The sequence below is a fragment of the Streptomyces sp. NPDC001816 genome (genome assembly GCF_042892235.1).
Taxonomy (GTDB): Bacteria; Actinomycetota; Actinomycetes; order Streptomycetales; family Streptomycetaceae; genus Streptomyces.
Window position 1 is genome coordinate 958,137 of record NZ_JBIATY010000001.1, and the last position, 26,945, is coordinate 985,081.

At 73.0% G+C, this 26,945-nt stretch carries 21 protein-coding genes; 11 read left to right on the plus strand and 10 right to left on the minus strand.

Annotated features, from left to right (window positions below):
- The first annotated feature begins 7 nt into the window (after window positions 1-7).
- Window positions 8-1,027 carry a TIGR03842 family LLM class F420-dependent oxidoreductase gene (locus ACFYZZ_RS04400; RefSeq protein ID WP_389171371.1) on the plus strand — a complete coding sequence of 340 codons (1,020 nt, stop codon included), beginning with the start codon at window positions 8-10 and terminating at the stop codon, window positions 1,025-1,027.
- A 160-nt stretch (window positions 1,028-1,187) separates the two neighbouring features.
- Window positions 1,188-2,759, plus strand: a complete 1,572-nt coding sequence (locus ACFYZZ_RS04405; RefSeq protein WP_389171374.1) for an NCS1 family nucleobase:cation symporter-1 — start codon at window positions 1,188-1,190, stop codon at window positions 2,757-2,759.
- Window positions 2,760-3,317: 558 nt separating this feature from the next.
- Here ACFYZZ_RS04405 and ACFYZZ_RS04410 read toward each other — a convergent pair.
- Window positions 3,318-3,974 carry a hypothetical protein gene (locus ACFYZZ_RS04410; RefSeq protein WP_389171377.1) on the minus strand — a complete coding sequence of 219 codons (657 nt, stop codon included), beginning with the start codon at window positions 3,972-3,974 and terminating at the stop codon, window positions 3,318-3,320.
- Window positions 3,971-4,291 (minus strand): hypothetical protein, encoded by a 321-nt coding sequence (locus ACFYZZ_RS04415; protein WP_389171380.1) that lies wholly within the window; start codon window positions 4,289-4,291, stop codon window positions 3,971-3,973. The genes ACFYZZ_RS04410 and ACFYZZ_RS04415 overlap by 4 nt, the downstream gene beginning before the upstream one ends.
- Window positions 4,292-4,538: 247 nt before the next feature.
- On the opposite strand from ACFYZZ_RS04415, the gene ACFYZZ_RS04420 reads away from it, so the two are divergent.
- The 3 genes from ACFYZZ_RS04420 to ACFYZZ_RS04430 are packed head-to-tail and all read left to right on the plus strand — an operon-like array spanning window position 4,539 to window position 9,549.
- The gene (locus ACFYZZ_RS04420) at window positions 4,539-8,234 is read left to right on the plus strand and encodes a CHAT domain-containing protein (protein WP_389171382.1); all 3,696 of its coding nucleotides are present in this window, start codon (window positions 4,539-4,541) and stop codon (window positions 8,232-8,234) included.
- Window positions 8,231-8,896, plus strand: coding sequence for a hypothetical protein (locus ACFYZZ_RS04425; protein WP_389171384.1), 666 nt, complete (start codon window positions 8,231-8,233; stop codon window positions 8,894-8,896). Before ACFYZZ_RS04420 ends, ACFYZZ_RS04425 begins: the two co-directional genes overlap by 4 nt.
- Before the next feature lie 32 nt (window positions 8,897-8,928).
- Window positions 8,929-9,549: an RES family NAD+ phosphorylase gene (locus ACFYZZ_RS04430; RefSeq protein WP_389171386.1), complete on the plus strand. Its 621-nt coding sequence runs from the start codon at window positions 8,929-8,931 to the stop codon at window positions 9,547-9,549.
- A 104-nt stretch (window positions 9,550-9,653) separates the two neighbouring features.
- On the opposite strand, the gene ACFYZZ_RS04435 is transcribed toward ACFYZZ_RS04430, so the two are convergent.
- From ACFYZZ_RS04435 to ACFYZZ_RS04445, 3 genes are read right to left on the minus strand one after another with little or no spacing between them, the layout of a single operon-like run.
- Window positions 9,654-11,282: a hypothetical protein gene (locus ACFYZZ_RS04435; protein ID WP_389171388.1), complete on the minus strand. Its 1,629-nt coding sequence runs from the start codon at window positions 11,280-11,282 to the stop codon at window positions 9,654-9,656.
- On the minus strand, window positions 11,257-12,021 hold the full coding sequence (locus ACFYZZ_RS04440; RefSeq protein ID WP_389171391.1) for a hypothetical protein: 765 nt from the start codon (window positions 12,019-12,021) through the stop codon (window positions 11,257-11,259). Before ACFYZZ_RS04440 ends, ACFYZZ_RS04435 begins: the two co-directional genes overlap by 26 nt.
- Before the next feature lie 41 nt (window positions 12,022-12,062).
- Complete coding sequence (locus ACFYZZ_RS04445) at window positions 12,063-12,764, minus strand: hypothetical protein (RefSeq protein ID WP_389171393.1); 702 nt, start codon at window positions 12,762-12,764, stop codon at window positions 12,063-12,065.
- Window positions 12,765-13,002: 238 nt separating this feature from the next.
- On the opposite strand from ACFYZZ_RS04445, the gene ACFYZZ_RS04450 reads away from it, so the two are divergent.
- The gene (locus ACFYZZ_RS04450) at window positions 13,003-13,680 is read left to right on the plus strand and encodes a 4Fe-4S single cluster domain-containing protein (RefSeq protein ID WP_389171395.1); all 678 of its coding nucleotides are present in this window, start codon (window positions 13,003-13,005) and stop codon (window positions 13,678-13,680) included.
- On the opposite strand, the gene ACFYZZ_RS04455 is transcribed toward ACFYZZ_RS04450, so the two are convergent.
- Window positions 13,655-14,824, minus strand: coding sequence for a macro domain-containing protein (locus ACFYZZ_RS04455; protein WP_389171397.1), 1,170 nt, complete (start codon window positions 14,822-14,824; stop codon window positions 13,655-13,657). The two genes, ACFYZZ_RS04450 and ACFYZZ_RS04455, sit on opposite strands and share 26 nt — an antisense overlap.
- 200 nt (window positions 14,825-15,024) lie before the next feature.
- Here ACFYZZ_RS04455 and ACFYZZ_RS04460 point away from each other — a divergent pair, with 200 nt between their 5' ends.
- From ACFYZZ_RS04460 to ACFYZZ_RS04475, 4 genes are read left to right on the plus strand one after another with little or no spacing between them, the layout of a single operon-like run.
- The gene (locus tag ACFYZZ_RS04460) at window positions 15,025-17,673 is read left to right on the plus strand and encodes a protein kinase (protein ID WP_389171399.1); all 2,649 of its coding nucleotides are present in this window, start codon (window positions 15,025-15,027) and stop codon (window positions 17,671-17,673) included.
- Window positions 17,670-19,292, plus strand: coding sequence for a hypothetical protein (locus tag ACFYZZ_RS04465; RefSeq protein ID WP_389171402.1), 1,623 nt, complete (start codon window positions 17,670-17,672; stop codon window positions 19,290-19,292). Before ACFYZZ_RS04460 ends, ACFYZZ_RS04465 begins: the two co-directional genes overlap by 4 nt.
- 48 nt (window positions 19,293-19,340) lie before the next feature.
- Entirely contained in the window at window positions 19,341-21,344 is a 2,004-nt protein-coding gene (locus tag ACFYZZ_RS04470; protein ID WP_389171404.1) for an AAA family ATPase, read from the plus strand.
- Between the two features lies 1 nt (window position 21,345).
- Complete coding sequence (locus tag ACFYZZ_RS04475; RefSeq protein ID WP_389171407.1) at window positions 21,346-21,882, plus strand: FHA domain-containing protein; 537 nt, start codon at window positions 21,346-21,348, stop codon at window positions 21,880-21,882.
- Between the two features lie 30 nt (window positions 21,883-21,912).
- Here ACFYZZ_RS04475 and ACFYZZ_RS04480 read toward each other — a convergent pair whose 3' ends face one another.
- Window positions 21,913-22,398: a DUF3515 family protein gene (locus tag ACFYZZ_RS04480; protein ID WP_389171410.1), complete on the minus strand. Its 486-nt coding sequence runs from the start codon at window positions 22,396-22,398 to the stop codon at window positions 21,913-21,915.
- A gap of 115 nt (window positions 22,399-22,513) precedes the next feature.
- Between ACFYZZ_RS04480 and ACFYZZ_RS04485 the strand changes: the two genes are divergently transcribed.
- Complete coding sequence (locus ACFYZZ_RS04485) at window positions 22,514-23,056, plus strand: TlpA family protein disulfide reductase (protein ID WP_389171413.1); 543 nt, start codon at window positions 22,514-22,516, stop codon at window positions 23,054-23,056.
- Window positions 23,057-23,077: 21 nt separating this feature from the next.
- Here ACFYZZ_RS04485 and ACFYZZ_RS04490 read toward each other — a convergent pair whose 3' ends face one another.
- The 3 genes from ACFYZZ_RS04490 to ACFYZZ_RS04500 all read right to left on the minus strand — a co-directional run bounded on the left by ACFYZZ_RS04490 (window position 23,078) and on the right by ACFYZZ_RS04500 (window position 26,938).
- On the minus strand, window positions 23,078-23,743 hold the full coding sequence (locus tag ACFYZZ_RS04490; RefSeq protein ID WP_389171415.1) for a hypothetical protein: 666 nt from the start codon (window positions 23,741-23,743) through the stop codon (window positions 23,078-23,080).
- 196 nt (window positions 23,744-23,939) lie between these two features.
- The gene (locus ACFYZZ_RS04495; RefSeq protein WP_389171417.1) at window positions 23,940-24,599 is read right to left on the minus strand and encodes a response regulator; all 660 of its coding nucleotides are present in this window, start codon (window positions 24,597-24,599) and stop codon (window positions 23,940-23,942) included.
- Entirely contained in the window at window positions 24,596-26,938 is a 2,343-nt protein-coding gene (locus ACFYZZ_RS04500; RefSeq protein WP_389171420.1) for a histidine kinase, read from the minus strand. Before ACFYZZ_RS04500 ends, ACFYZZ_RS04495 begins: the two co-directional genes overlap by 4 nt.
- Window positions 26,939-26,945 lie beyond the last annotated feature (7 nt).

The following is a 26,945-nucleotide window of genomic DNA, read 5'->3' on the forward strand; positions in this document are numbered from 1 at the left end:
GCGCACCATGGACTTCGGACTCGTCCTGCAGACCGACCCGCCGGCCTCCCGCGTCGTCAGCCTGATGCAGCGGGCCGAGCGCAACGGCTTCACGTACGGCTGGACCTTCGACTCCGCCGTGCTCTGGCAGGAGCCGTTCGTCATCTACAGCCAGATCCTCTCCCACACCTCGAAGCTGACGGTCGGCCCGATGGTCACCAACCCGGGCACCCGCACCTGGGAGGTCACCGCCTCCACCTTCGCCACCCTCAACGACATGTTCGGCAACCGCACCGTCTGCGGCATCGGCCGCGGCGACTCCGCGATGCGCGTCGCCGGCCGCAAGCCCAACACCCTGGCCCGGATCAGCGAGGCCATGAAGGTCATCCGGGCCCTGGGCCGGGGCGACGAGGCCGACCTCGGCGGTACCGTCGTCAGGTTCCCGTGGATCAAGCCGGGTGCCGAACTCCCCGTGTGGATGGCCGCGTACGGACCCAAGGCGCTCAAGATGACCGGCGAGGAGGCCGACGGGTTCATCCTCCAGCTGTCCGACCTGTACCTGACCGAGTACATGGTGAAGGCCGTGAAGGACGCGGCCGTCGCCGCCGGCCGTGATCCGTCCGAGGTGACGATCTGCGTGGCCGCCCCGGCCTACGTCACCGCGGACGACTCGCCCGAGGCACTCGCCCACGCACGCAACCAGTGCCGGTGGTTCGGCGGCATGGTCGGCAACCACGTGGCCGACCTGGTCGCCAAGTACGGCGAGCACTCCGGCCAGGTCCCCGACGAACTCACCGACTACATCAAGGCCCGCGAGGGGTACGACTACTCCCACCACGGGCGCAGCGACAACCCCGACACCGAGTTCGTGCCCGACGAGATCGTCGACCGGTTCTGCATCATCGGGCCCGCCGAGAAGCACATCGAGAAACTCACCGCACTGCGCGAACTGGGCGTCGACCAGTTCGCGGTGTACGACATGCACGACGCCCAGGAAGCCACCATCGACGCCTACGGCACGACGGTGATCCCGGCCGTCAACGCCTGACCGCAGCACACCGGTTGATCCACCTTTTGATCTCCCCCTTCCCGCCGTCCCGGGGAGGGGGCCAGGGCGCTTTCCCCTCACCGGAGGTCGGGGCGCACCCCCCTCGGAGCCACCCGCACGGCCTATCCCCGTCCCACCCCTCTGTTCGATTGGCCTGCCCATGACCGACACCGCTCCCACGGCCATACCGCCGACCGCTCAAGTCACCCGCGCCGACGGCCGGGTGGAGATCGCCCCTGGTTCGCCGCAGCCCAGCGGCCCCTACGCCAACGCGGACCTGCTCCCGGTCCCCGTGGCGAAGCGCACCTGGACGACGTACAACTTCTCCGCGCTCTGGGTCGGCATGGCCCACAACACCGCCTCCTGGACCCTCGCGTCCGGGCTGATCGCGGTGGGCATGGACTGGAAGCAGGCCGTCTTCACCATCGCCCTCGCCAACCTGATCGTCCTCGTCCCGATGCTGCTCACCGGGCACGCGGGACCCAAGTACGGCATCCCCTTCCCGGTCTTCGCCCGCGCCTCCTTCGGGGTGCGCGGTGCCAACCTGCCCGCCGTCGTACGGGCGTTGGTGGCCTGCGGCTGGTTCGGCATCCAGACCTGGATCGGCGGCGAGGCCATCTACTTCCTGGCCGGCAAGCTGATCGGCGACAGCTGGGCGAACGCCTCGCACATCGGCGGCTACGCCTGGACCATGTGGCTGTCGTTCGCGATCTTCTGGGTGATCCAGGTCGCCATCATCTACCGGGGCATGGAGACCATCCGCCGCTTCGAGAACTGGGCCGCGCCCTTCGTGCTCGTCGGCGCGTTCGTGATGCTGTGGTGGATGAGCAGCAAGGCCGGCGGTGTCGGCCCGCTGTTCGACCAGCCCTCCAAGCTGGGCTGGGGCGGCGAGTTCTGGAAGCTGTTCTGGCCCTCGTTGATGGGAATGATCGGCTTCTGGTCCACTCTGTCGCTGAACATCCCTGACTTCACCCGCTACGGCAAGAGCCAGAAGGCGCAGACCTGGGGCCAGGCCCTCGGCCTGCCGACGACCATGACCCTCTTCGCCTTCCTCTCCGTGCTCGTCACGTCCGGCTCGCAGGCGGTCTACGGCCAGCCGGTCTGGGACCCGGTCCAGCTCGCCGCCAAGACGGACAACGTGGTCGGTCTGATCTACGCCCTGGTCACCGTGCTGGTGGCGACCCTCTCCGTGAACATCGCGGCCAACCTGGTCTCCCCGGCCTTCGACTTCTCCAACGTCGCGCCCCGCAGGATCAGTTTCCGCACCGGCGCCCTGATCACCTCGGTCCTCGCCGTGCTGATCTTCCCGTGGAAGCTGTACTCCGACCCGCAGGGCTACATCTTCACCTGGCTCGGCCTGGTCGGCGGCCTGCTCGGCACGGTCGCCGGCATCCTCGTCGCCGACTACTGGATCCTGCGCCGCACCCGCCTCGCCCTCGCCGACCTGTACCGCGTGGGCGGCCGCTACTGGTACGCCGGCGGCTGGAACTGGCGGGCGGTGGTCGCCTTCGTGACCGGCGGCGTCCTCGCGATCGGCGGCGCGGACTTCCACCCCCTGATCGACGGCCGCCCCATCCCGGCACTCAAGTCCCTCGCAGACTACGGCTGGGCGGTGGGCCTGGGCACCTCGCTGGTGCTGTACGTGGCGCTGACACTGCTGACCGGGCGGAGGGCGGAGAGTCCGGAGACGCCGGAGACGGCGGAGACGGCGGAGCCGGCAGAAACCGCTTGAGCGAGGGCCCGCTCCGGCGCCTGGTCCGATCGGTGGCCTGTTTGACCGACGTCCTGTTCGGCCGGTGGGTGGTCCGACGGCGGGCGGTGCGAGCGGGGGCCGGTCGGCCGGTGGCCGGTCTGCCGGGTGCTGTCGGCGGTGGGGCGTACCACCGGGAGGCGCCCCAGTCCTTGCCGCGGCCCGTTCCGCCCCGCCCCGCCCGGAGCCCGGTTCGACCGCTGGCCGGTCGGCCGGGCGCCGTCGGCGGCGCGGTCTGCCATCGGGGTGGGGGCGGTCCGCCCCGCTGGGGCCCGTTCCGCTGACGCGCTGACCGGGCGGAGGGAGGGCGCGGCAGAGGCTGCTTGAGTGAGGCGTGGCCGCCGATGGCCCGTCCGCGGTGCCTGGTCTGATCGGCGCCTGGTCTGACGGACATCCGTTCGTCGGTGACCGGTTCGACCGCGATCGGTTCGTCGGGTGGTCGGTCTGCCGGGTGCTGTCGGTGCTGGGGCCTGCCACCGGAGACGGTCCGCCCCACCGCAGTCCGTTCCGCTCTGCCCCAGCCCGCTCCGGTGCCCGCGGTCACTCGGAGGACGAGCCCCCGGGGCAGCTGTCGAGCGCCGCCACGGCCTCGGCCTGGGCGAGTTGCACCGTGACCTCGCCGGTGTCCGTCTTCACGAGCAGGCGTCCGGCGTCCGTGCGCACCGGCTCGCCGCACACGTCTCCGGAGGGGGTGCGCACCAGGATGCGGGGGCCGTCCTTCTCGGGGCCGTACCAGGTCAGGGCCACCCCCGTGACGAGCATCGCCCCGCAGGCGATCGTGAGTAGGACCCCACGGGTGAGGGCCCGTACCGTGCGGCGGGTCTCCATGTGGTCGCCCAGGTGCAGCGCGGTGGCCGCCGCGGGTACGCCGGTGGGCAGCCGGACACCGGTGGGTGCCCCGTGCGCCGCCCGGAGCAGCAGCAGCGCGCCGAGCGTGCCGAACACCAGGCACAGCAGGAGCGCGCCGCCCACCAGGGCGTCGTACGGGGCGGCCAGTTTCCCCACGTCGGTGCGGCCCTTGATCAGGCCGAAGCTGAGCAGTCCGACGAAGAGGGCCGCGAGCCCGTTGCGCCAGGCGAGCGCCGCCTCCCGGGCACGGGCCAGCTCACCGGCGAGCAACTGCCTGGTCAGCCGCCCCGCCTGCCGGTCGGCGGGGGTCGCGGGAGGGCCCGGCCGTACCTGCCATCCCGGTGTCATGTGCGCCCCATGAGGACGTTCCAGTAGGCGCCGCACCCCTTCTCCTCGGGCGGACGCCCAGGGTGTTCGGCCTGGCACTCGCAGAGCACCGGGACGTGCGTCGGCCGGGGCGTCCGGCGCAGGGATCGGAAGACCCGGTCGGTGTGCGTGTAGGTGAACGTGCAGCCGCAGCGTGGACATCGGCCGTGCAGCACGGCCACCCCGTCGTCCGCGGCCTCGACCCGCAGGCCGTCGGTCGTGTAGCGCGACGCGTAGTCGTCCCGCGTCGTCTCCACGTACGGTTCGAGGGCGCCGGGCGCCGGTGCGGAGTCCGTCACCGCATCCTCTCCTTCCCGGTTCTTTCCGGGCACCCAGCATGGCGACTTCCCTCGTCCGGCGCCACGGCCGGAGCCGATCACGCCCCGAACACGCCCACCCGGGACTCCCGTCGACCCTCAACACCCCACGGATCGGGCGGAATCCGTCCGGGAGCCGGGCGTTGTCCGGCAGGATGCCGAGGAGGCGCGCGACAACCGGCCGCCGGACCGGGGGGAACGGGCACCATGACGGCGGAGGGGATGACGCATGAGTGATGCCGGGGACGTACCAGCTGCCGACCGCGCCGCCGCCGTGCTCGGGCGCACGGCCGGGATCTCCGTCCCGCTCGACCCGGACGAGTACGAGGGGACGCGAGGGCCGGGTCTCGATGGGATGGTCGAGGAACTGGAGTCGGTTCACGCCGAGTTGACGCAGAGACCGGGGTGTGAGGCGACGGCCGCGGTGGTGGAGGCGCGTCTCGGGAGGTGCCTCGCCCTGAGGTTCGCCCTGGAGTGCGCCCCTGCCGACCGGGAGCGCGCGGTGCGCATCCTGGACGGGGCCCGTACGTCGGCCCTGCTCGGCGACGAGGACCGGGAGGCCGCACGCCGGGACCTCGTGTTGGTGCTCGGCTCGCGACTGGTGCGGCTGAACCGCGAGGCCTCGCCCGGATCCGAGAGCCACTGGACCATCGACCAGCTGATGTCCATGCTCGCGGTCGGAACCCCCCTCGCACACGGCGGTTCCGGCATGGTGGAGGACACCGGTCTGCTCGTGCGGCTGCTGCTCGAACGTCACCAGGAGCGCATGACACCCGAAGAGCGTGCCAATCTGCAGGGTCTGGGCGCGTTGACCGATGCGCTGCTGAAGGGCGAGACGGACGCGGTCGTCAGAGGGGTCCGGCACCTCCTCGCCACCATGTCGGGCAGGGCGCTGCCGCCGCCGCTGCGCGTCCTGATGCCGGTGATGACCTCCATGCTCGAGGACGGCCTCGCGGCGTTCCCGGAGACGGGGGCAACCGGCGTCGCGCCGGCCGACGACCCCGACGAAGCTTGGGAAACCCAGCACGTCCGAACCCAACTCCTCGCCCTGGCAGAGGTGATGTCACCCGGAACCGTCGCGCCGCACGAACTGCCCAGGCTGCTCGCCGAACTGTCCGGAGAGGGGGATCCCACGCAGGGGGAGGACGGCAGTGCGCCCTTGCCGTCCAGGATGGTCGCCGCCCTCTTCCACGCCACCCTCGCCGCCCGCACCGGGGACTTGGAGGGGTTCCGGGAAGCGTTCCGGCTCATGCACGAGGCCCATTCCAAGGGGGAACTCGACAGCCGCGTACACGCGGAATGGCTGCGCACCGTGGTGCCCGGACTGCTTCTCGCGGCCGCCCTCACCGGTGGCAGCCTCCAGGACGAGGACATGGCCCGGGCCCTGCTCGAAGCGCAGCAGTGGGACGACGACCCCGCGAGCCGCACCGCCGCCTCGCTGCGCCTGTGCGGGGAGACCATCCGGCTCAACGAGAAGCTGACGTCCGCCCTGGACAGCGGCGACGACGGGGCGGTGGAGGACGTCATCGACGCCCTGTGCGAAGTGGAGCTGGACGAGACCTACGACGGCGCCGAGGAATGGACCGGCGCCCTGCTCGGCTTCGTGCTCGGCAGCGCCTATCTGGGCCGTGTCGTGCTCGCTCCGTCGGCGCACGACAGGACGGACCACCTGCGCGCGGCCGCGCACCACCTCCAGCGGGCCGTGGAGACTTCGGTGGACATGCCCGCCCTGCGCGGCGTCCTCGACGGCACCTGGGCCCCGCTGATCACCCTGACGGCGATCGCCGAGTCGGACCCCAGCCGTATCACCGAGGGCGTGCGGCGCACCAGGAAGGCCCTGGAGAGCCCCGGATTCACCCCCGACTGGCGACCCAGGTCGCGTGGCGGCATCGCCATCGCCCTGGACACCCTGCACGTGCTCACCGGAGACCCCGAGCCGCTGGACGAGGCGATCGCGGAGCTGGAACAGGCCCTGGCGGAACTGCCCGACGGCACGCCCAGCGGCGCCCGCCTCACCTGGGACCAGGCCGTGCTCCGGGCCAAGCGCGCCACCCTCCGGGCGGACACGCCGGACGCCGACGAGCTGCGTGCCGCCGTCGGCCTCGCCCGCACCTCCCTCCGGCTCGCCGCCGACGACGTACTCCTCCAGCAGGGCGTCCGCCGCGGGCTGCGCATCGCGCGCGCGGCAGCAGACCGGGGCCGCAGCGCGGCCTTCTGGGCGGTGCGAGCCGGGCTCACCGAGGAGGCGATCGCGTGTCTGGAGGCGGGCCGTTCCCTGGTGCTCGGCGCGGCGGCCGTCTCGGCGGGCGTCGCCGACCGCCTGGCGGCCCTCGGCGAGACCCGACTGGCCGAGCGCTGGCGCAGCGCCGCCGCGGCCGACCGCGCCTGGGACCGGCCCGACGACCGCTCCCTGCTGGAGCTGTCGGCCGCGGCGGGCACGGGCACCGGCCTCCCCGGTGACCTGCGGGACCGCTCCCCGCTGGAGGTGCTGGCCGAAGCGGGCGCGGGCGCCCCCGATCTCCCCGGCGACCTGCGGCGCCGCTCCCTGGACGTGCTGCGTGGGCAGGGCGACGCCGACGTACAGCCGGTGTTCGCCTCCCTGAGCGAACTGCGCGCCGGCCTGGGGGAGACGGGGGCGGACGCGCTGCTCTACCTGGTCCCCGGCGTCGACGGTCCGGACGGGGCCGTCCTGGTCGTCACCCGCGACGGCCCCGTCGAGGCGCTGCCCCTGCCCGGCCTCGCCTCCGCCGGCCGCGGGCCCGTGGCGGAGTACCTGGAGGCCGGCGCGCACAGGCAGCGCCTGGAGGCCGCCACCCTCGACAGCCCCGACACCGTCAACCCGAGGGACACCCGGCGCGCCGAGCGGCGCTGGCTCGGCGCCCTGGACCGGATGTGCGAGTGGGCCGGCGACGTGCTCGGCCCCGCACTGGACCACCTCGGGGTCTGGGACCGCGCCCTCGGCGAGGCCGGCTTCCTCGGCGCCTCCGCCGATGCCGTCGGCTCCCAGGCCGTACGGCTGGTCCTGGTGCCCTGCGGTGAACTCGGCGTCGTGCCCTGGCAGGCGGCCGTCCTGCGCCCGCCCGCCTCGTACGACGCGCCGCGCGCCGTGCGGGCCTGCGAGGTCGCCGTCCTCACGCACGCCGCGTCCGGCCGGGAGTTCCTGCGCGCCGCGGCCCGCCGGCGCATGAACCCCGCCGACCGGCCGGCCCTGGTGTTCCACGGAACGGACGACCTGGAGTGGGCCGAGGACGAGATCGAGACGCTGGCCGAGGTCTACTACCCGCGGGCCGTGATCCACCGCCCCGACGACGACCCCGCCACCCCGGAGACGGTGCTGGCCCTGCTGGGCGGCCGGGCCGCCGTCCCCGCCTCCCTGGTGCACATCGCCTGTCACGGGCTCGCGGGTCCTGACCCGACCCGGTCGGCCCTCCAGCTGGCCGCGCCGGCCGCGGCCGCCTCCGGTGGGGCCCTCACGCTGAGCACCCTGCTGGAGACGCCCGCCGAGGGCGACGCCTTCCGGTCGGCCGGGCCGCTCGTCGTGTGCGGCGGCTGCGAGACGGACCTCACCACCCGCGATCACGACGAGGCACTGACCGTCACCTCGGTCATGGTGCACCGGCTCGCCGCCGACGCCGTCGGCTCCCGCTGGAAGGTCGACGACAGGCAGTCCGAGGTGCTCATGCTCGTCCTGCACGACGCGCTCGCCCAGGGACTCGCCCCGCCGGACGCGCTGCGCGCCGCCCAGCGCTGGATGCTCACCGCGCCCGGCGAGCGGCCGACCGTGCGCGGCCTGAAGGGCATCTCCGCCCGCCGCCTCACGGAGGACTTCCGGGACCGGCCCGACACCTGGGCGGCCTTCGTCCACCACGGCAACCCCGCACCGGCGGCGCGTTCCGCCAGGCCCCAGGAAGGAGAGTGCGTATGACGTCGGAGGAGCTGCTCAGGCTCCTGGAGAGTCACTGGACCACCGTCATCACCGGGCTCGACGACGACGACCTGCATCTGCTCTCCCGCACCTTGCGGGAGATGAAGGAGGAGGCCGCCGCCGGGAACCCGCCGGGTGTCGCACGCGCCGTACGCCGGCTGAGGCGGACGTTGTCCGCGCTGCCGCCCGACCATGCGGTGTCCGAGGCGCTCGGCGGCCACCGCTACGCCTCCGGCACCCACGAACTGCCCAGCCTCACCACGATCGACGCGGTGATCGACGTGCTCGGCACCCCGCCGCCCGACCCCGGTGAACTGCTGCGGGCGGCCCGCCGGCGGCTCCTCGCCGCACCGGCGCTGACCGAGGACGAGCACGCCGCGCTGCACGGCGGTGCGGACACACCCGCCGGTCTGATCGGACTTCGCGATCCGGACCGCGGAATCCGCTATCCACGCTTCCAGTTCAGGGCCGGCACGGGCGAACCGCTGCCCGTCGTCCGCCGGATCAACGCACTCCTCCGGGCGGACCGGGACCCCTGGGGGGCCGCCGACTGGTGGCTGGGCGGCAACCGGTGGCTGGGGGGCGTCCCCGCGGACCTGCTGGGCGTCCTGCCCGACGAGGAGCTGGAACGCGCCGCCGCCGAACTCGTGGGGGCGTTCTGATGGTGGGTCAACTTCCGCCCAGGGGCGTGGCGATGAAGCCGTTGGTCACCGTGGTGCCGGCGGGCACACTCGTCTGGCGGTGTCATGAGAAGCAGTACGCGGCCGGCGAGTTCAACCCGAGCGTCGCGCACGAGTTCTTCAAGGGCAGCCGCTTCGATCCCACCGAGAAGGATCCGTACCCCTACCTCTACGCGGCCCTCGACCCGGTCACTGCGCTGTCCGAAGTGCTGCTGAGATCGGTCGAGTTCAGCGACGGCAGCGGGGTGCGGCAGATTCCGTGGGCGCAGGCGTCCCGGTACGTCCTCTCGGCGGTCCGCACCACGGCCGACCTCACCCTGGTGGACCTCACGACCGCCGAGGGGCTGGCCGCCGTCTGGCAGGACGGCTGGCTGATCGACACCGACGAGTACGCGGGTACCCGCTACTGGGTACGGGTGATCCGCGAACGCAGCAGCGATGTGCAGGGCCTGTGGTGGACGTCCAGGCGCTGCAGGCCGCGCCCGGCGCTCCAGTTGTTCCAGGACCGCTGCCCGGCCGGCCCGCTCGACCCCCGCCCGCAGGAGTGCTTCCGGCTGGCGTCGACGGACGACGTGCGCAAGGTCAACAGGCTGCTGGCACCGCTGTACGCGGTCATCTCCGATCCGGAGGAGTGAGCGGACACCGCGACCGCAGGTGACGGAACGCGAAGGCCCCGACCCACATCAGCGGGTCGGGGCCTTCGCGTGACCGGCGCACCGGTCCGGTGTCCACCGGCCGTTCAGCGGTCCCGGGCCGGTTCGCGGCGGACCGACGGCGGCAGCAGCGGCCAGTTCCGGGACAGGCGCATCGCCGACTCGGTCACGGCGGGATCCTTCGACGCCGTCATGACCTCGCCCAGATACCTGGCGGCGGCGGCCTCGTACAACTGGCGGGCCGAGGCCATCCGCTCGTGCGCGGCCTCCAAGCGGGCCTGCCGCCGGTCCTCGGCCGTCTCCTGGGCGGCCCGGGCCCGCTCGGTGGCGGCGATGCTCTCCTCGTGCCGCCGCAGCAGCCCCGTACGCCGCTCCACCGCCGTGCGGAAGGCGTCGAGGAAGGGGTGTTCCCGGAACAGGCCGAGCATGAATCCGACACCGCCCGAGAGCAGGAGCAGCGCACAGAACAGCCAGGTCACCGTCTGGGTCGACAGGTGCAGCCGGTCCACCAGCGTCGTGGTGTCGCCGGCGGAGCCGCCGATCCCGCGGAAGCCGCCGGCCCCCTTGGCGGGGCCCGGACTGTCGTGCTGGGTCACGAACTTGGCGCGGAGCAGGCCCAGCGCCCAGGTCAGGCCGCCCCACACGCCGAGCAGCGACACCGCCGGTATCCACCCCCGGCGCGGCGATCCCGTCGCCGCGCGCCACCGCAGCATGAGCCCCGACAGGTGCGGCAGGATCAGCATGATGACGGCGGACGAGACCGCCAGCCCGCCGGACATGAAGTCCCCGCCCGTGCTGCCGACCCCGTGGAAGGGCTGGTACGCGACCCAGTAGATCGGCACCTCGACGGCCATGATGACGCCGAGCAGGGCCCAGGTCATCCACCGGGGCAGACCGGGGCGGGTCTGCAGCCCCTCCCAGCCGTAGGCCGACGCGGTGTCGCGGGTCTCGGCGCGCGCGGCACGGTACACGTCCCCTATCGCCGCGGAGGCGGTGCCGTCCGGAGCGGCGCCGGTCGTGGACACCGACTGCCAGTCGTCGCCGCCGGGGTCCGCCGCCGCGTCCTGGCCGGCCGCGGTCTGCTCCGGTTCGTCCTCCCGGGTGCCGGGTTCCGCCGCGCTCCGGGAGCCGGCGGTCCGTGGCTCGGCCGCCTCCGGGAAACGGGCCTGGAGCCAGCGTTCCTCCACCCGCTCGCGCAGACTGTCCCGGAAGCGGAGCCAGCGGGCCGAACGGACCGCCAGCAGATCGAGCTGGCGACGGGCCGTCTCGATCTCCTGCTGGGTCTCGCGCAGGCGCTCGACCAGGATCCTGGTCTCGGCCTCCCCGGCGGTCACGTCGGAGCCCGACTGGGCGTCCAGGAGGCGTGCCGCCTCCTCCTGGAGGTTCAGCTCCTCCTCGATCCGGTGGACGACGGCGTCCCGCACGGACGCCAGTTCCGCGAAGTACGGCACCCGGTCGCCGCTGTTCAGCACCCACGGGTCCAGCGTCCTGCGCCGGGCGTCCAGCCGGCCCCTTTTCTTGGCGTCCTTCAGGAGTCCGCGTTCGCCCTGGTCGTCGATGACCAGGGGCAGCCGGCTGGTGCGCGCGCCGGTGGCGGCGGGCCCGGGCCGGGTCCCGGTGCCCGGCTGGGTGGTCCGGCCCGTGAACGGCAGATAGCGGGCGATCCGCCGCCGGCGCGGCTGCGGCTCGTCAGCGCTTGTACTTGTTGTCGACATGTGCCTTGGCCCTCCCCTCGAGTGCCTCGGTCCAGAAGGACTCGAAGTCGTCGGCCTCGCTGGGCTTCGCCTTGTACTGCATGCCGAGCCCGACCGGGAAGACGTCCATCCCCTTGAGGCCGGGCAGGCCACGCTTGTTCACGAGCGAGTCGATGACCTTGTCGCGCGCGGACTTGCTGGAGATGTCCTGCCGCGACAGATGGAACTCCGGGTCGGCCTGGTCGAAGTCGCTCACCACGAGCAGCTTCGGCGCCGGGCCGTCGGTGGGGACGGACTCCCCGATGCGGGTCAGCGCCCCCCACACGTCCGAACCGTTCTGCGTGCGCGCGCACTTGAGCTCGGCGAGGGCCGCGACGGCCGCGGCCGTCCGGGCGTTGGCACGCTGGACCTTCTGGTCGGTGGTCGCGTCGTGCGGCGGGTCGAGGTCCACCTCGTCCTGCCGGCAGGACGAGCTGCGCGAGGAACGGGTGATGGGGGCGAAGTCGAGGGTTCCGCACTTCTGGTCGGTGAGGAACCCGATGAGGCTGTCCTTCAGCTTGGCCTCCGAGTCGAATCCCTCCTTCACCGCGGCGGCCGACCCCGAACCGTCGACGACCAGCCCGCAGGGGGTGGTGAGGGCTTCCTCCTGCTTGCTGCAGGACACGAGAGCGCCGAGCGCGCACACCAGCGGGACGAGGACGGTGAGCCGGCGGGCGGCGCGGACGGTGGACCGACGACCGGTCCGGGCCGAGTGCTGCACGATGATGGTCCTTGGCCTTCCTGGAAGACGATGAGCGGTGATCACCTGCGGACGCCGTTCGAGGCATCGCCGTGCCGCGCCGGGCCCGAACGGCCGCGCGCGGACTGGTGGTCGAGGATGTGCAACGCCTGTGCGACCGCCGACGGGTCGGCGTCGCGCCCCGGCGCGTCCGGGACGTACCAGCGGTCGCTCAGCAGCCCGTCGTCGAGGCGGGCCCAGGTGCCGTCCAGGGCGATCTCCCCGGGCAGCCAGCCCGTGGGCCGCCGCCCGCTGACCTGGTCGTCCTTCCGGGCGCGGGCCCAGGCGGCGTCCCAGTAGCAGGCGAGCAACTGGTTCGCCTCATCGGCGAGTTGCTGGGCCTGCTGACGGCAGACGGCGGCGGCCGTGCGCCACTCCCCGACACTTTCTCCGAACCGGGCGAGCGCGGCCGGAGCCGGATCCACGGGCTCGGTGTACCGGGTCACCACCCGCACCGACTCGCTCTGGATGCGGACATGCAGCGCGCGGTGCCGTGCCAGCGTACGCGACCGCAGCCGTGCGGTGCTGTGGCGCACCTGTGCGCGAAGCCCCAGGACGTAGGGCGGCAGGCTCTCGTCGGAAGGTGCGCTTCCGGCGAAGGCGTCCGCCAGTAATTCACGCAGACCGTCCGCGTCCCGGCGGCCGTGGAACCGGGCGCGTACCGAAGACAGGTACCCGGCTCTCAGTCGTCGGACCCGGACACCTATTCGACTTTTGCTGATCATTTCGAACGTCCCCCATTCCTCGCGCGCGGTCCGGGTGGGAAGGCGCCGCGATGGGGGAGAGAGTAGCGGAGCAAAACCCCCGGAGGGATGCGGATTTCAAGGAAATCGATCACTCTCTTCGGGAGTTCCGGAAAACAACCGGATCTCGCCCGGCGGACAGCCGGATGAGTGCCTTCCGGCAATTGCGGGCGCACATCGCCGCACTGGATACTCCAAGCCGGTGCGAGGAGGAGATGCCGTGGAAATACGCCTCGACGGGACCCACTACCCGTTGGAAACGCTGGGCCCGGGAAGGCGGCTCGGCATCTGGTTCCAGGGCTGCTCGCTGGCCTGCGCCGGGTGCATGTCCCGGCACACCTGGGACCCGGAGGCCGGCACGGTCACCACCGTCTCCGAGGTGCTCGCGCTGTGGCAACAGGCCCTCGCCGACGGGGCGGACGGCCTCACGGTCAGCGGCGGCGAGCCCTTGCAGCAGGCGGCGGCGCTCGCGGAACTCCTGGCCGGCGCGGCACGCCTGAGGGACGAGGCCCGGCGGCACGAGGGGAGCGCCGGGCCCCGCTCCACCGACCTGCTGGTGTACACGGGGTACGAGCACGAGGAGTTGACGTCGCAGCGGCGTCGGGCCCTCGTCGGAGCGGACGCCGTGATCACCGGCCGGTTCCGGGTCGCGGAGCCCACCCGGCTGGTCTGGCGCGGCTCGGCCAACCAGCGGATCGTCGCCCTGACACCGCGCGGCGCCGCCCGCTACGCCCCGTACCTGGCACAGGAGTCGGCCAAAGTGCGCCTGCAGATCGGCGCGGGCGAGGACCGGGAGCTGCGGCTCTACGGAGTGCCGCTGCGCGGGGAACTCGCCGAGATGGAGCGCCTGCTCAGGCAGGCCGGGGTGGCCTTCACCGAGCGGAGCTGGCGGCCATGAGCATACGGGCGTGGCTCTCCTCGGGCGTGACCACCAGCACCGACCAGGACGGGTCCCGGCGCAGCTCCTGCCTGATCGCGCCGAGCAGTGCGCGGGCCGCGGTCTCGACGGACAGGCCGCCCCGGCCGGTGCCCATCAGCGGAAAGCAGATCGAGGACATCGGCAGCGACAGGAAGTCGGCCTCGCGGCACGCCAGTTCGAAGGATGCCCGCACCGCCTCGGCCAGCACGGCGGGTGTCACGTGGTAGCGCTCACCGTCGCCGACCGGGGCCGCGATCGCCGCGTGGTGGATACGCCGTACCCCCTGCGCGGCCAGCGCGCCGGAGGACGTGGCGACGACCGTGCCCGGCCGCACGGGCACGCCCGACCTGCCGTGCGTCCGCAGCCACACACCCAGTTCGCGGGCGAGGACGTCGTCCACGATCTCGCCCGAGGCGTCCCGCAGCGCGGCGGCCCGCCGCAGGGCCCCGGACACCGTGGAGCGGAAGGTCTTGGACATCTCCAGAAACGTGTTCTCCGAGGAGACGAGGATGTCCACGTCCCGCACCAGCTCGATCGGGCACACCCGGACGGTGATCCGGCCCGCCGGTGCGGCGGCTCCCGGCCGGGCGCCCGGGTGAGCGGGGCGCTGGGGCGGGACACCCGCGGCGGCAGGTGCCTTGTGCACCAGGGGTGTCGTCGGCGGCAGGGTCACCAGTTCGGGCCGGCCGCCCGCCCAGGGGTCACCGGTCCGCGGGCCGGCCGTCTCCCGTACGCACGCCTCCCGGGCCACGACCAGGACCGCCGCCGCGAGTTCGGCGATGACGTCGCGCTCCTGGCTCTTGCGGAAGCGCTCGGTCGTCACCCCGTAGACTCCCGCCGCGGCCTTCCTCCGGTCGGTGCCGGGGACCCCGCGCCGGGAGGGGAAGATCCCGAAGGTGTGGGCGGCCGCGCGGGCCAGCGGATCGCAGGAGTCGTCGTCCCGCACAGGATGCCCACCGGCCAGCCGGCGCACCGCCGCACCCAGCAGGTCCTCGATGCCACTCTGTTCGTCCTGTTCCCCACTGCACAGACCGGCCGCGACGGCCGCCTCGCGCAGCGAGTCCCTGGGGCAGTGGCGCAGCCCGGGCAGACCGCGACGCCTCAGTTCCCGAAGTTCATCCACGAGACTTTCGTGCGAGGGCAACGGATGCATGATACGCATCGTAGTCCCGGCGGGTTAATCGCTGAAGATCCGGGAAACTCCCCGTCGCACGAAGGGATTTCGGATATCTTCATCGTCCCGCGACTTGCGCATCGGGCCGATTCGTTCCGCGCCGTGCCCCTGTGGCGCACCCAGCGCGTTTCCTGGAAGGTCGGAAGTCGATGAGCACGCCGCCCACCCGAGTCGTCGATCCCGATGACGGCGGGTTCACCAATGCCCGGGCCGTGGAGACACGTCCGGTCCTCTCCGACGTGCCCCCTGAACTGGCGGACAGGTTCCCGCTCGTCGCCGTGCTGTCCGGCGCACGGCGCCCCGCCGAGGCCGTGGTGCTGAGGGTGCGCGACCAGACGGCCCGTCACGGAGCGGCCGAGATACCCCTGGTCCTCAAGTGGTACCACCGGCTGCACGCCCCCGAGCCGGACGTCGAGCAGGAGTTGAGGGAACTCGGCGAGCAGTCCGCCCCCCACCTGGAACGGCTCCTGGAGACCGGCGAGGCGCACGGACACCCCTGGCACCTGTACTGGTCGCACGGCGAGGAGACCCTGGAGAGGTACCACGCCGACCACCCCCGCGGGTTAGGCCCCGAGGGCGTGAAGACCATGGTGAGCCAGCTGTACGACGCCGTCACCGCCCTCCATGAACGGGGCGTCGTGCACCGGGACATCACCCCCGACAACATCATGGTGCAGACCCGCCGCGCCGACACGGCCGACCTCGTCCTCATCGACTTCGGCGCCGCCGTCCACCGGCCCGAGGAGGCCGAGGAGCCCCGCACCGACTGGCGTGGCAAGCCCCTCTATCTCGCGCCGGAGGCGGGGCTGCTGCGGCAGACCGTCTCCGAGGCCGGCGACTGGTGGTCGCTCGGCATGGTGATCGCCCAACTCGCCCTCGGCAAGCACCCCATCGACTTCCGCCGCGACGAGGAGGTCCTGCGGGAGATCGCCACGCACGACCCCGACCTCGGTGGCATCGAGCACCGAAGGACCCGCCGGCTCTGCGAGGGCCTGCTCACCCGGGCGCCCGAGAACCGCTGGGACGCCGAGAAGGTGCGGGACTGGCTGGAGGGCAAGGACCCCGACGTCGCCCCGCGCACCGACGAGCGGATCTTCGACGACGACACGACGCGCCCCGTGATCCAGCCCTTCCCGTTCATGGGCCAGGAGTTCACCGGCACCGACGCTCTCGCCCTCCATCTGGACCAGAACCACGTCTCCGCGGCACGCATGCTGGCCGCCGACGACGACCGGGCCCGACTCGTCGTCTGGCTGCGCCAGTTCGAGACCACCGGCGACCGCAGCCCCGAGGAGCTGCGCCGGCTCAAGACCCTGCTGGACGAACTGGCGCAACCGCCGTCCGTCGCCGTCCTGGTACAGCTCCTGAACTGGCTCGGTCCCCTCCTCGACGTCTCCTGGCACGGAGCGGATCTGGACGTACGGAGCATGCGCCTGCTGTGCCAGGGGGCCAGGGACGGGAACGCCGACGCCGTCGCCCTGATCCGGCACCTGGCGGACCAGCCCGCCGTCCTGACCGGACTCGCCCAGCGGCCGGGCGGCAGCGGACTGGACGAGACCGACCGCGCGTGGCGCACCCTGCGCGCCCGGTGGGAGCCCACGGTCCGGGAGTTGGCGCGCGGCCACGAGACCGGCCGGGTCCGCGGAGCCCGGGCGGCCCTGCGGCAGACCGTGGCGGTGGACGCCTGGCTCCTGCAGCTGGCGCGCGAACCGGAACGCACCAGGAGCCGGCTCACCGACGCGGTGCTGCGCAGGCGCGCACAGTTCCTGGAACGCGTTCCCTGGTTCGACGCGCTGCTCGACGCCCAGCAGGACGACCTGCGCCTGCTCGCCGCCCACCTCCTCTCCCGCCACGCGGAGACCGCGGCGCAAGAGCTGAGGCAGCGGCGCGTCGTCGAGGAGAGCGCGCGGATCTTCGCGGCGGACCAGGACGGGCTCCGCGACGTACTGCGGCGGATGGACCGCCTGCCCACCCTGGGCTGGGCCCTGCTCGGCGCGACGGTCGTCACGGCCCCGTGGACCTTCGTCATCGGCTTCGCCGACGTGCTGGGCCGCGCCTCCCAGGATGCCGTGGTGACGGCCTGGCTCGAGGCACTGCCCGCGGCCGCGTTCGTCTTCGGGGTGGAGCTGTGGACCGCCGTGTACATCGGCCCGCCCTTCTACCACCCGGAAAGATCGCTGGCAGGCCTCCTGATCCGCAACGCGGAGCGCCCCGCCCGGCTGGCCCGCACCCGGGCCGGCCGCTTCATCACGGCGGCGCTGCTCATGCTCGCCGTCTTCCTGGGCTTCTACGCGATCGCCCTCGCACCCTGGGTGTGGCCGCTGGCCTCGGCCGTCGCCGTCGCCGTGTGGAGCGTGCGCCGCTGCCGGGCGTGGTGGCGTCTGCGGCACCCGCGCGACCCCGAGACCGAGTGGAGCCTGCGCCGCCTCCTGGCCTGGTGGCGCGGGCGCCATGAGCGCCGGAGGCTGCGGGCGGGCCGGCGGCCGCCTTGGTGGAACCTGCCCAGCCTTCTGGCGTGGTGGTGGCGCGGGCGCCATGAGCGCCGGAGGCTGCGGGCCGGCCAACTGCCGCACGACCCCCGGCCCGAGTGGAGCCTGCGTCGTCTTCTGGTCTGGTGGTGGCACGGGCGCCATGAGCGCCGCAGGCGGCGGGCGGGCGACCGGTGGTACCGGTGGAGCCCGCACCGACTCCTGGACCGGTGGCGCGGGCTCCGTGAACACCGGACACGGCGAGCGGGCCGCCCGCAGTCCGCGACGACAGACGACACGAAGTCCGAAAGCACAGGAGGACAGGCATGAGTTCGGGTCTCGCCTTCCCGACGGTGACTGCGGTGGCACCCGCCGTGACCTTCCCGCCGCCTCCGCCGCCCATCGACCCCCAGGCAGTGCCGCACACCGGCATGCTCCACCTGCACGACCCGGTCGCCCACGTCTCCTCCCACGTCGCCGACGCGGCCGGGCACGCGGTGCATCAGGCCGCCGACGCGGCGCTTCAGGTCCTCGGTTCACTCAGCGGCGTCCTGCTCGCCGGCCGGGCCGCCCTGCTCACCACCCGTGTCCTCGCCGCAGCGGCGGTGCGGGCCGCGGAGGAGCAGCGCTGCCTGGAGCGGCAGCAGGAGCTGGCCGCGACGGCCGCCGAGCAGTGGCAGGCCGCCGCGTTCGCCGCCGTCCGGATCAACGCCCGCAGGCGCGCCCTGCTGGCGCGGGTGGCCCGGGCCACGGCCGCGGGCGGCCCGGCCGGAGCCCCGCCGCGCCCCGACCTGCCACCGCCGCTGGAGCCCGTCGACGAGCGACTGTGCGACCTGCGGCAGGAACTGGCCCGCAGCGAGGAGGCCGTGCGCCGGGCGGAGGAACGGCACGCGGCGTGGGAGCAGCAGCGGCTCGGCGCGGAACTGCGGCTGGACGAGGAGGACGACGCCTTTCAGCGCGCCCTGCGCGAGAGCCGGCAGCGGGCGCTGCGGCGGTTCTCCGCGGAGCGCACCGCCGAGGCCGAGGGACGACCGACGTCCCGGCCGGCCCCCGGCCCGCGCCCCCAGCCCGGCCTGGACGTGGAGGAGGTCCGCCGGACCGGGGCGGAGATCCTCGGAGAGCTGGACCCGCACGCCGTCTCCGAGGCCGCCGAACTCGCCGCGGGGGCCGTCCGGCACGCCGTGCGCCGCGCGGCCGACGACCCCCGGCGGGCGCGCATCCACCTCAACGAGGCGCGCAAGTACGTCCGCGACGCCAACAAGGACGCGCGCCTGACCCGGGAGGCCCAGGAACGCGCCGCGCTGCACTACGACTTCCTCGTCTACGAGACCCCGGAGGGCGCGGAGGACCTCGCCCCGGCACCGGAGGCTGTGGAACTGCTCCGGCGGACCCTGGAGGACGGCGTCCCGCTGAGCAAGGACGAACGAGACCTGGTCGAACGCGCCGTGGACGAGCGCCGCTGCGCACTGGAGGCCATCTACGTCCGGGAACAGTGCGCCGGCGCCGTCGAGGAACTGGCCAGGAGGTTCGGCGGGCACACCGAGGCCGGCCGGCCCGAGGGGCAGGAGATTCGCCTCGACTGGACGCCGGACGGCTGGGAGCCCGATCACTGGCTCAGGGCGACCCTGGTCGACGGTGCGCTGAGCGTGGCGACCATGTACCACGGCGAGCCCGGGGAGCGGACCCCCGAGCAGCGCGCCCTCGACGACGCCCGCTGCGCCGAGACCCACAAGCGGCTCGCCGAGTTCCAGCAGATCACCCAGGGACTGGGACTGGGCCTCGAGTTCGAGGTACGGACCGAAGGAGCGCTGCCGGGCGTGCTGGGGGACGGCGCAGTGACGGTCGACAAGCTGCGCGAACAGAACACCGGCCAGCCGGCGAACGAGCCCCGGCACGCTCCACGACACAAGACCGTCAACGGCGACGAACGCCGCCGAGACCACCACTGAGCACCATGCCCGCACGCGGCCCGCATCCGCGTGCAACGGGGAGGAACGATGGACCTGTCCAAGGAAGACCGGCTCCCGCCCTTCGTGGAGGAGCTGATCGGAACACTCGGAGTACACGCGCAGTACGTCCTGCACGGCAACATCCGTGACCTGCACCTGGTGGGCCGGCGCGGCCGGGACAGGTTCTACCCGCTGCTCGACGTGCTGTGGAACCCGCTGCGGGAGATCGGCTACCAGGCGCTGGTGCTCTGCGACCAGGTGGGCGGCTTCCGCGTGGCGGCGGTCGCTGACGGCGAGACACAGACCGCCCTCGAGGAACTGCTGCAGGGGCCCCGCGAGTTCCCCGGCCAGACCGCGCCGCAACGCCAGACGGTGCTGGACCAGCTGCGGAACATCACCACCGGGTGGGCGGAGCAGCGCGAGGAGATGATGCGGGACGGACGTCGGCTGCGGCCCCTGCGGGTGGCGCTGGTGATCGACCACGCCTCCCGTCTCGTCACCGACCCGTCCCGGCTGACCCCCGACGAACGCGACTTCTTCCTCGCTTGCCTCAAACTCGCCCAGGAGGCCAAGCCCCTGGAACCCTGGACCGGCACTCCCGTCGTCCCCAGCGAACCGGGCCGGTTCAACCCGGTGATCTGGCTCGCCGACGGGGAGCGGGACATACCCGGATGGCTGGTCTCCGGCAGTGAGCGGATCCGAGCCGTCGCCGTGCCCGAGCCGGACGCGGACGAGCGCACGACGATGGCCCGTCTCCTGCGCGAGCGCTACGAGCGGTACGCCGGAAAGGGATCGGGCGGCGGTTCGGCCTCGCCCGCCGGCGCGGACGCGGAGGAGACGGCGCGGTACGTCGGCGCCTTCGCCCGGGCGGCCACCGGCATGAGCCTGCAGGCCATGGAGGAGAGCGTGAAGCTCGCCCGCTCCCGCGCCATGCCGTTCGCCGCCATGCCCGACGCCGTACGGATCTACCGGCTGGGAGTGGAGAAGAACCCCTGGAGCCGGGGCGAGATACGTCAGCGCATCCTCGACGGGGAGGACCCCGACAACGAGCGGTCCATCCCCAACCGGGTGCTGGGGCAGGAGGCGGCCGTGGCGATGACCCTGGACATCCTCAAGCGTGCCGCGCTGGGGCTCTCCGGGGCGCAGGCGACCAGCCCGGGACACCGGCCGCGCGGTGTGCTGTTCTTCGCCGGGCCGACCGGTACCGGCAAGACGGAACTGGCGAAGGCCGTGGCCTCCGTCCTCTTCGACAGCGACCAGGCGTATCTACGCTTCGACATGAGCGAGTTCTCGGCCGCCCACTCCGCCGACCGGCTCGTCGGCGCACCCCCCGGCTACGTCGGCTACGAGGCGGGCGGCGAACTGACCTCCGCCGTACGGGAGAACCCCTTCCGCGTCATCCTCTTCGACGAGATCGAGAAGGCCGACAAGGGCATCCTCGACAAGTTCCTGCAAGTGCTGGAGGACGGCCGGCTCACCGACGGACAGGGGGTCACCACCTACTTCAGCGAGTGCGTGCTCATCTTCACCTCCAACCTCGGTGTCCAGCGCCAGGACCCGGACACCAAGGAACGCGAGTGGATCGTCGAACCGGGCACGCCCTACAAGGAGTTGGAGGCAACGGTCAAGGACAACGTCAAGAAGCACTTCGAGAACGTCATAGGCCGGCCGGAGCTGATGAACCGGATCGGCGGCAACGTCGTCGTCTTCAACTTCATCTCCGACGCGACCGCCAAGAAGATCTTCGATCTGCAGTTCGGCAACATCCAGCGCCAGCTGGCCCAGGGACACCGACTGGTCCTGGAGATCGAGGACAACGCCCGCAGCGAGCTGCTGGACCACTGCACCCGGGACAAGTGGAACGGCGGCCGTGGCATCGGCATGGTGCTGGAGACGCATCTCATCAATCCGCTCGCCCGGGAGCTGTTCGCGGCGTCCGACCTCGGGCCGGGCACCACGGTCGTGGTGACGGACGTGCGGGAGAGCGAGAGCGGACGGGTGGACACGACGGTCGTGCTCAAGAAGGGAGACGCCGGTGACGGAGGCATCTGACTTGGATGACGACGATTGGATTTCCGTCGACCCGTTCGCCCCACCCCCGCCCCCAGCCACGCCCACCTCCCGGCCGCCCGTCGGTACGAAGTGCGGGCGATGCGACGCGATCGTCCCCGTCGGCATGGCCAAGTGCCCCACATGCCTCACCTCGGTCCTCCCGGGCCAGCGGACGGTCCGGATTGCCGGGGGCGCAGTGCGGCTGGTCTTCCGCGGCGGCGGCCGGCACCTCGACGTGCCGCGCGGCTCGGAGATTCGGCTGGGGCGCAGCAGCAGTTGGGCCCCCGAGGCGTCCGAGCTGCTGGCCGACGAGGACACGGTCTCGGCCCAGCACGCGACCCTCGACCACGCCTCGGACGGGGCGGCCTGGCTGACCGAGGTCCCGTGGGGCGCCACCAACGGCACCCGCGTCAACGACCGTGTCCTGGAGCCGGGTTCCCGGATCCGCCTGCGCGACGGCGACCGGGTCGAACTCGGGCCCGAAGTCGAATTCATCGTCCGGGGGATCGCGGAGGAGCCCAGGGAGGCGGCGTCCTAGCGGTGGGCGGCCCGGGAGCCGCCGGGCGCGTCAGTGGCCCTGGGAGTCCAGGCAGTGCGACCGCTGCGTGATGGGGGCGACGGCCTTGGACAGGTCGATCAGCACCGCGTCGATGGCCCGTACGCCGGGGGAGATGGTCACCTCGACGGCGGGGGCGCGGCCGTAGGAGACGAGGACCTTCTTCCCCGACTGCCGGGACCGTGCCTGTTCGAGCAGCCAGTCCACGCCGTTCACGCTGATGCACGGGTCGAGTGACGGGCCGGGCGAGACCAGCCCGCACCGGGCCGTGACGGCGCCACCGCCCCAGGCCTCGGCGCCGGTCACGGCCACTCCCTCGCGGCCGTGACCGTCCAGTCGCCCGGGCCAGCGCCCGGCCAGGCCCGTACACGCCGGTCCGGACGCCCGCTCGGCCGCGCGCAGCCCGTACCGCGCACCGCTGCCCTGTCCGGCCCACCATCCCCAGCCGCCCGCGGCCACCAGGACCGCCAGCGCCCCGGCCCCGACCGCGTACCGCATCCTCACTACAGCCCCCGTGCGTCGTGGTTCCGGCACCAGCCGGTGATCAGTCGCCTCGGAACCTACCGCACCCCAAGATCCGTTTCTCATGGGGCGGTTGACATACTCCTTCCTCGTGAAGACGCGACCGTTGCTGTGGACCGCAGCCTGCCTGCTGCTGGCCTCCTGCCATGCCGGCATGGCCACCGCCGACCCGTCCGAGGAGAAGAGCGGGCCCGTTCCCGCCGGCCGGCGTGCGGCCGCGCCCGACCTCGCGGGCGACAGCCTGGACGGCAAGCCGCTGCGTCTGTCCGACTACCGCGGCAAGGTCGTGGTGCTCAATGCGTGGGCCTCCTGGTGCGGCCCCTGCCGGGCCGAGGCCCCCGAACTCGACGCGGCCCAGAAGCACCTCGCCGCCGAGGGCGTTCAGGTGCTCGGGCTGAACACCGACACGGAGCCCGTCAACGGCCGGTCCTTCCAGCAGGACCACCACCTGACCTACCCCAGCTTCAGCGACCCCTCCGGCCGCAAGGTGCTGACGTTCCCCAGGGGTTCGGTGCCGCAGGGGGTGCCCTTCACGGTCGTCATCGACACCCGCGGCAGGATGGCGAAGGTGCACACCGGGCCCGTCACCGAACGGGACGTGCGCGACCTGGTACGGCCGCTCGTACGGTCCTGACGGGCCGCCGGCCCCGCTCCGTCAGCCGGACCCGCCGCCCTGCAGGGCGGCCACGGCGCTCTTCGCGGCCTTGATGGCCCCCTTGTTGATCTCGTCCGTGCTCGGGGCCTTCTTCGACTCGAAGTCGCTGCCGTTGTAGGTGACGATCACCAGCGCGTTGGAGACGCGGGCCAGCACCACGCCCTCGCGGGTCTCCTGCTTGTCCTCGGTGGTGAGGTTCACGATGGAGTACGCCGTGTCCCCGAGCCCCGGGACCGTCCCTCCGCCGCTCTTCTCGGCGACGCGCTGCTCGTACTCCTTCTTCGCCTCCTGCTCCGACCCGGCGACCTCGAAGGAGACGTCGAGCCAGCGGTAGTCGTACCCCTGCAGGGCGTTCCAGGAGCAGGTGCGGCGCAGCGAGGTGTCGGTCGAGGGGATCTCCTTGCCCGCCGTCTTGGCCCCGGGCACCAGCGACTTGACGGTCGCCACGGGCACGCTGGTGCAGGGGGTGGGCGCGGTGTCGTACGACTTCGACGCCGCGGTGGAGGACGGAGCGGAGGCCGCATGGGTGGGCGTCTCCTGGCTCGACCGGTGACTGTCGGCGGACGGCGTAGCCGGGCCCGACGACATCGCCCAGCCGGCGCAGGCCAGCACGGCGACCGGCGTCAGACGCGCGGTGAGGGCGAGCGGCAGAGGAAGAGAACGCACGGCTCACTTCTCGTGGGGGAGGGGGCGCGGAGGGGGGTCCGCAGGGTGGACTGCGACGACAGTGTCACACGACTCCCTGTGGGGCGGAAGTGCCAACTCGCTGTGTGCCCGTGTGGTGACGGAGCCCCATGATCGACGTCCCGTATGTCCCTTTTTGCCCGCGAGTTGGGTGAGGGCCGCGCGAGGCGAATGCGGGTCAGCTCTCCCGGCTCGCGCGGGGACGGATCAGTCCGCTCTCGTAGGCGAGGATGGTCGCCTGCACCCGGTCACGCAGGCCCAGCTTGGACAGCAGGGCGTTCACATGGGTCTTCACGGTGCCGGTGGTCACGCCGAGTTCGGCTCCGATCTCGGCGTTGGTGAGGCCGGAGGCGATCTTCAGCAGTACCTCCCGTTCCCTCGGGGTGAGTCGGCCGAGGGCGCCGGTCGCCGCGGGGACCCGCGGGGCGCCCTGGGCGAAGGTGTGGATGAGACGCCCGGTCACGGCGGGCGCCAGGATGCCGTCGCCCGCCGCGACGATGCGGATCGCGGTCAGCAGGTCCTCGGGCCGGGCGTCCTTCAGCAGGAACCCGGACGCTCCGGCGCGCAGCGCCTCGTACACGTACTCGTCGAGGTCGAAGGTGGTGAGCACCAGCACCCGGGGCCCGTTCGCCGGCGCGGTGATCAGGCGGGTCGCGGTGAGTCCGTCCATGCCCGGCATCCGGATGTCCATCAGGACGAGGTCGGGGGCCTCGGCGGCGGCCAGCGCCACCGCCGCCGCCCCGTCTCCCGCCTCGCCGACGACGGTGAGGTCGGGTTCGGCGTCCACGATGGCGGCGAATCCCGCCCTGACCACGGCCTGGTCGTCGACGACGATCACGCGTACGGCGACGGGGACACCTCCTGGACGGGGACCGGAGTGGGTCCGGCCGGCAACGACACCCGTACAGTACCGGTCGGTTCGAGCACGATGTGTCCCTCGCCGGCGGCGGCCTGCACCCGCAGGCGTTCGGCCACCGGGACGACGACGGCGAGCGGTACGCCCGTCATCGTGATGGACACGGTGCCGCGACGCCGCCTGAGGGTCACCCGGGCCGGCCCAGGGTCGCCCGCGCCGAGCGCCGCCTCGACGATCCGGTACGTCGACACGTGCACGGACGGCGGAAGGTCCCGCGCGGCCTCGGGCAGGCCCCGCAACCGCACGTCGCGGCCCGCGGCGCGCAGCGTGCGGCACAGCGATTCGAGGTCGGCGGCGGTCGGGGACGGAGCGAGGCGGTCGGCGACGTCTCCGGCGTCGCCGAGGCCGTGCAGCATGTCCCGCATGGCGGCGAGGGCGGCCCGGGCCGTGGTGGCCACGTCGTCGAGCCGTCCCTGCCGGGCCAGGGCGACCAGCGACGCCGTGTGGTGCAGTACGGCCTCGCGCAACGTGAGGGCCAGCCGGTGTCGTTCGGCCTCCGCGGCCTGCTGTGCATGCCACATCGAACGGGCGAAGGCGAAGTCGTCGTGCGCCAGCACGCGCAGGCGCCGGCGTCGCAGGACGAGGCCCGCACCGCACACGGCGGCGAAGAGGGGGGCCAGCAGGACGCACAGGACGATCACCATCACCCCGATGAACCCGTCGACCGGGTCGCCCTCGAACGAGCCGTCGGCAGCGGCCGTGGCCGTGATGACGGAGGCCGAGCCGAAGGTCGTCGCGATCACCGCCGGCCAGGCGGTGGAGGGCCCCCGCCCGTAGGCGGCGAGCGCGTACACCGCGAGCAGCTCCACGAGGGCGCCCCCGACCAGGAACTGCGACACGCGTGACGGCAGGGGCACCGCCGCGACGGCCACGGGCCACAGCCAGGCCGTGGCCAGCACGGCGACGAGGGAGGCCACCGGGGCACGTCTGCGCCACAACAGCGGCAGCGCGTGCAGGACCAGCAGCACCGTCACGACGATCAGCTCCGGCATCGAGGCGCGTCTGGTCCGCTCCGACCAGTCCTCCGTGACCGCGAGCGAGGTGACCACCGGCAGGATCATCGCGGTGAGGGCGAGGGCGGGATCGGCGAGCCGCTGCTCCCGCAGGACATGACGCCGCCAAGCGGGCGCGGGCGGCTGCTGCGGCCCGGCGGCGTCCGGCAGGGTCGCGCGGACGAGCCATCCGCCGTCGGGGCCGGGACCGGCGGTCAGCTCGCCGCCGGCCGCTGCGGCCCGCTCCCGCATGCCGGCCACGCCCCGTCCCGCGCCGAGGCCGCCGGTGTCGTGCGGTGCCGAGGTGCGCGGCGGCGCGTTCTCCACCGTCAGTTCCAGCAGGCCGTCCGCCCGGCGGACGTGGACGCGGGCGGCGGCGCCGGGGGCGTGCCGCACGGCGTTGGTGAGGGCCTCGCGGACGATGCCGTGGATCGCCTCGGCCGCGGGACCGGTCAGGTCGTCGGGGACATGGGCGGCGACGGGGCGGCCCAAACGGCCGAATCCGGCGACCAGTTCCTCGATCTCGGCACTCGTGACTGCCGGGCCCGGACAGTCGGTGTCGCGCAGGAGACCGACGAGCCGCTGCAGCGACGCCATGGTCTCGGTGCCGGTGCGTTCCGCGAACGACAGTGCCTCGGGGGCCAGTTCCGGCCTGCTGTCCTGGAGCCTGCGCGCCGCGTCCACGGTGACGACGACCGAGGTGAGGTGATGGGCACTCACGTCGTGCAGTTCGCGCGCGAGTCGTCGGCGCTCGTGGTCGCCCGCCGTCCGACGGGCGTGCTCCGCCCCGGCCAGCCGGCGGGCCGCGGTGAGCCGTCCGCCGAGCCACTGGCGCCGCGCTTCGCCGAGTCCCGCGCACAGGCCGTACACGGACAGGGAAAGCGCCAGGATGAGGAACGAGACACGGAAGCCGTCCTGTACGGCGGACGTCACCCACTCGACGCCCACGAGCCCGGCGACGGCCCGGACCGTCACCGGCAGGGGACAGCGGACGGCGACGGAGTACAGGGCGACCAGCGTGCCGAGGCCGACGTAGCCGTCCGGCCAGGCGACCGTGCCCAGGACGTAGGCACCCAGTGCCCCCGCCAGAGCCCGCACGGGCGCCTGCCGACGCCGGCCCAGCGCGGCCGTCTCCACGAACAGGGCGCAGCCGACGGCGATCAGGCCCGGCACGCCGGGCGTCTCGTCCGGGCCCAACCCGGGCCACATCAGGGCACCCTGTACGGCTGCCAGCACCAGGGGCAGAAGCCAGTTGCGTATCGTCTCCATCTCGCCG